The sequence below is a fragment of the Photobacterium lipolyticum genome (assembly GCF_003026475.1).
In the GTDB taxonomy this organism is placed as follows: Bacteria; Pseudomonadota; Gammaproteobacteria; order Enterobacterales; family Vibrionaceae; genus Photobacterium; species Photobacterium lipolyticum.
Map to the genome: position 1 here is coordinate 1 of NZ_PYMC01000035.1, position 3,353 is coordinate 3,353.

The 3,353-nt window shown below is 48.0% G+C and carries 3 protein-coding genes; all 3 read left to right on the forward strand.

Annotation, left to right across the window (positions count from 1 at the left end; all coding sequences use genetic code 11):
- A partial coding sequence (gene frdD, locus C9I89_RS22075; protein ID WP_342750181.1) for a fumarate reductase subunit FrdD occupies window positions 1-167 on the forward strand: 167 nt, incomplete at its 5' end.
- Between the two features lie 10 nt (window positions 168-177).
- On the forward strand, window positions 178-1,500 hold the full coding sequence (locus tag C9I89_RS22080; protein WP_107285480.1) for an anaerobic C4-dicarboxylate transporter: 1,323 nt from the start codon (window positions 178-180) through the stop codon (window positions 1,498-1,500).
- A 134-nt stretch (window positions 1,501-1,634) separates the two neighbouring features.
- Window positions 1,635-3,143, forward strand: coding sequence for a fumarate hydratase (locus tag C9I89_RS22085; protein ID WP_107285481.1), 1,509 nt, complete (start codon window positions 1,635-1,637; stop codon window positions 3,141-3,143).
- The last annotated feature ends 210 nt before the right edge of the window (window positions 3,144-3,353 follow it).

Sequence of the window (3,353 nt, forward strand, 5' to 3'; positions counted from 1 at the left end):
TATTTACTATCGCTACGCTGGCACTACCAATGTGGCATGCCATGCACCGCCTGCACCACGGTATGCATGACCTGAAATTCCACACCGGTGTGGCAGGTAAAATCGCGTGTTACGCGACGGCATTCCTAGTGTCTGCACTGGCTGTTATTTTTGTAATAATGATTTAAGGATAAAAACATGTTTTATGTTCATATGATGTTGCTCCTCGCCGTCATATTTATCGGTATCCGACACGGCGGCATAGCTTTTGGTCTTCTCGGAGGGTTGGGCGTATCGGTCTTAGCGTTTGTTTTTGGTGTCGCACCTGGCACACCACCCATCGGCGTAATGTTGATTATTTTAGCCGTAGTCTCGGCTTCCGCGACGTTGGAAGCGACGGGCGGATTAAAACTTTTGGTCAAATATGCAGAGAAAATGCTGCGTAAGCACCCTAATAAAATTGTTTTTCTTGGTCCGCTTAGCACTTATTCATTAACGGTTCTTGTTGGTACAGGTCACTCTGTTTATCCTCTTCTTCCTGTTATTTACGATGTGGCCTACAAAAAAGGGATTCGCCCGGAACGCCCGATGGCGATGGCATCGGTTGCATCACAAATGGGTATTACCGCCAGTCCAATTGCAGCGGCCGCAGCCGTTGTTATGGCCACTGCCGTTGATAATAATCTTGATATTGGTTTGCTCAATGTACTTATGGTGACGATCCCTGCCACTTTGGCCGGTCTGCTAGTTGCCTGTACCTGGAGCCTTCATCGAGGAAAAGACCTCGACAAAGATCCCGAGTTCAAAGAGCGCTGTCAAGACGAGGAGTTCCGAAAGGAGTTAATCGATAACGATGTGGAAACAGAGGATGGGTCAACCGAAGATAAGCAGGCGAAAACAGGATTAACCGTATTCGTCCTGGGTATTGTTTCGGTTATTTTTGTCGCGATGTTTGGTAAAGATCTCGGCTTGCTTCCTGACGGCGTTAAAATGTCTGTAGCCATACAGTTCTTAATGCTGTCGGTTGGCGCAATCATCTTGCTAATCACGAAAGTTCAACCTAAGAAAATTGTAACCAGCCACGTGTTTATTGCCGGTATGACTGCCGTGATTATCATCTTTGGTATTGCTTGGATGAGTGACACGATTATTAGCTATCACAAGCCTTACTTAATAGAGATGGTGCGCGACATCGTTAACCTTCACCCGTGGACATTTGCCATCGCAATGTTTGTGGTCTCTATTTTCTTGAAGAGCCAGGCTGCAGTACTGACCATCATGTTGCCACTGGGCTTTTCTCTCGGGATACCAGCTGAAGTGATCATTGGTGTATTGCCGGCTTGCTACGCCTATTTCTTCTTCCCGTTCTACCCAAGTGATCTGGCGGCCATTACCTTTGACCGTTCGGGCACAACCAGAATCGGTAAGTATATTTTAAATCACAGTTTTATTATTCCAGGCTTTATCGGAGTATCGACGGCTACGGTTATCGGCTACTTCCTGTCAATGGCGATTAATTAATCATGGATAAAACCTATGGCGGGGAGACTCGCATAGGTTTTCCTTTCCCAAGAACACATAAATGATGTTAATCACACCCGCGCTGGAAACCAGAAGTCGGGTGTCATCGAATGATATTAATTACTAGGACAATGATGACTGTTATCAGTAAGCAAGATGTGATTGGTAGCGTGGCGGATGCGCTGCAGTACATCTCCTATTACCACCCGTTGGATTTTGTTCAGGCTTTGGAAAAAGCCTATAACAGAGAACAGAGCCAAGCGGCAAAAGATGCGATTGCACAGATTCTGATTAATTCACGGATGTCAGCAGAGGGGCGCCGGCCTATTTGTCAGGATACCGGTATCGTGACCTGCTTTGTGAAGATAGGAATGAATGTACAGTGGGACAGCGATCTTACCGTTCAGGAAATGGTTGATGAAGGTGTTCGACAGGCCTATACCAATCCAGATAATCCCCTACGAGCGTCTGTTGTTGCCGATCCTGTTGGTGCGCGTAAGAATACGAAGGATAATGCCCCGGCGGTAGTCCATATCGAGATGGTTCCGGGCGACAAAGTTGATATTCAGATCGCGGCCAAGGGCGGCGGTTCTGAAAACAAAACCAAAATGGTGATGTTGAACCCGTCTGATGATGTCGCTGAGTGGGTAGAAAAAACCGTTCCGCTAATGGGGGCCGGCTGGTGTCCACCGGGTATGCTAGGTATCGGTATCGGTGGTACGGCTGAAAAAGCGGCAGTATTAGCCAAAGAATCATTAATGGAATCTATTGATATTCATGAGCTTCAAGAGCGTGGTGCGAAAAATTCAGAAGAAGAATTGCGGTTAGATATTTATAACCGCGTGAATAAACTCGGTATTGGCGCGCAGGGGCTTGGTGGCTTAACAACGGTTGTTGATGTCAAGATCAAGACAGCACCGACGCATGCCGCATCGAAACCCGTTTGCATGATCCCGAACTGTGCAGCAACGCGCCATGTTCACTTTACATTAGATGGTACCGGGCCTGCAGAGTTAACACCACCTAAGCTGGAAGACTGGCCGGAAGTGACGTGGGATGTGGGTGATAACGTTCGTCGTGTCAATGTGGATGAAATCACGAAGGATGATGTTCAGGAATGGAAGTCAGGTGAGACCGTCTTACTGTCCGGTAAGATCTTGACGGGTCGCGATGCGGCGCACAAACGTATTCAGGATATGCTGGCGAGAGGGGAAGATTTCCCCGTTGATTTCAATAACCGCTTTATATATTACGTCGGTCCTGTCGATGCCGTAGGTGATGAAGTGGTCGGCCCGGCCGGTCCGACAACGTCAACGCGTATGGATAAGTTTACCGAGATGATGCTTGGCCGGGCGGGTCTTACCGGTATGATCGGTAAAGCTGAACGGGGTCCAATGGCGATAGAGTCAATCAAAGATCACAAAGCGGTATATCTGATGGCAGTTGGCGGTGCAGCTTATCTTGTTGCGAAGGCTATCAAGCAGGCACGCGTGGTTGCATTTGAAGACTTAGGCATGGAAGCAATCTACGAATTCGAGGTTGAAGATATGCCAGTCACTGTCGCGGTTGATGCTGAAGGTACTAATGCCCATCAGACCGGACCAGATACCTGGAAAATCAAAATTGCCGAAATGGAAGCATAAATCCTAACGTGATTAATGTCGTCCAGCCGCTTATAAAAATAGTGGGCGGCAAGCAGTGAATACAGAAGCGGCCTTCATTTGAAGGCCGCTTTTTTGTTTGCCCAGCAAAGCTGGCAAACCCGTTCACTTGAAAGATAGTGGAGTCACCCCGGCTAAGGGGAAGACAATCCGAATGGCAAGGGCGTCACTGGCTAACGGTGGGGTCTGAAG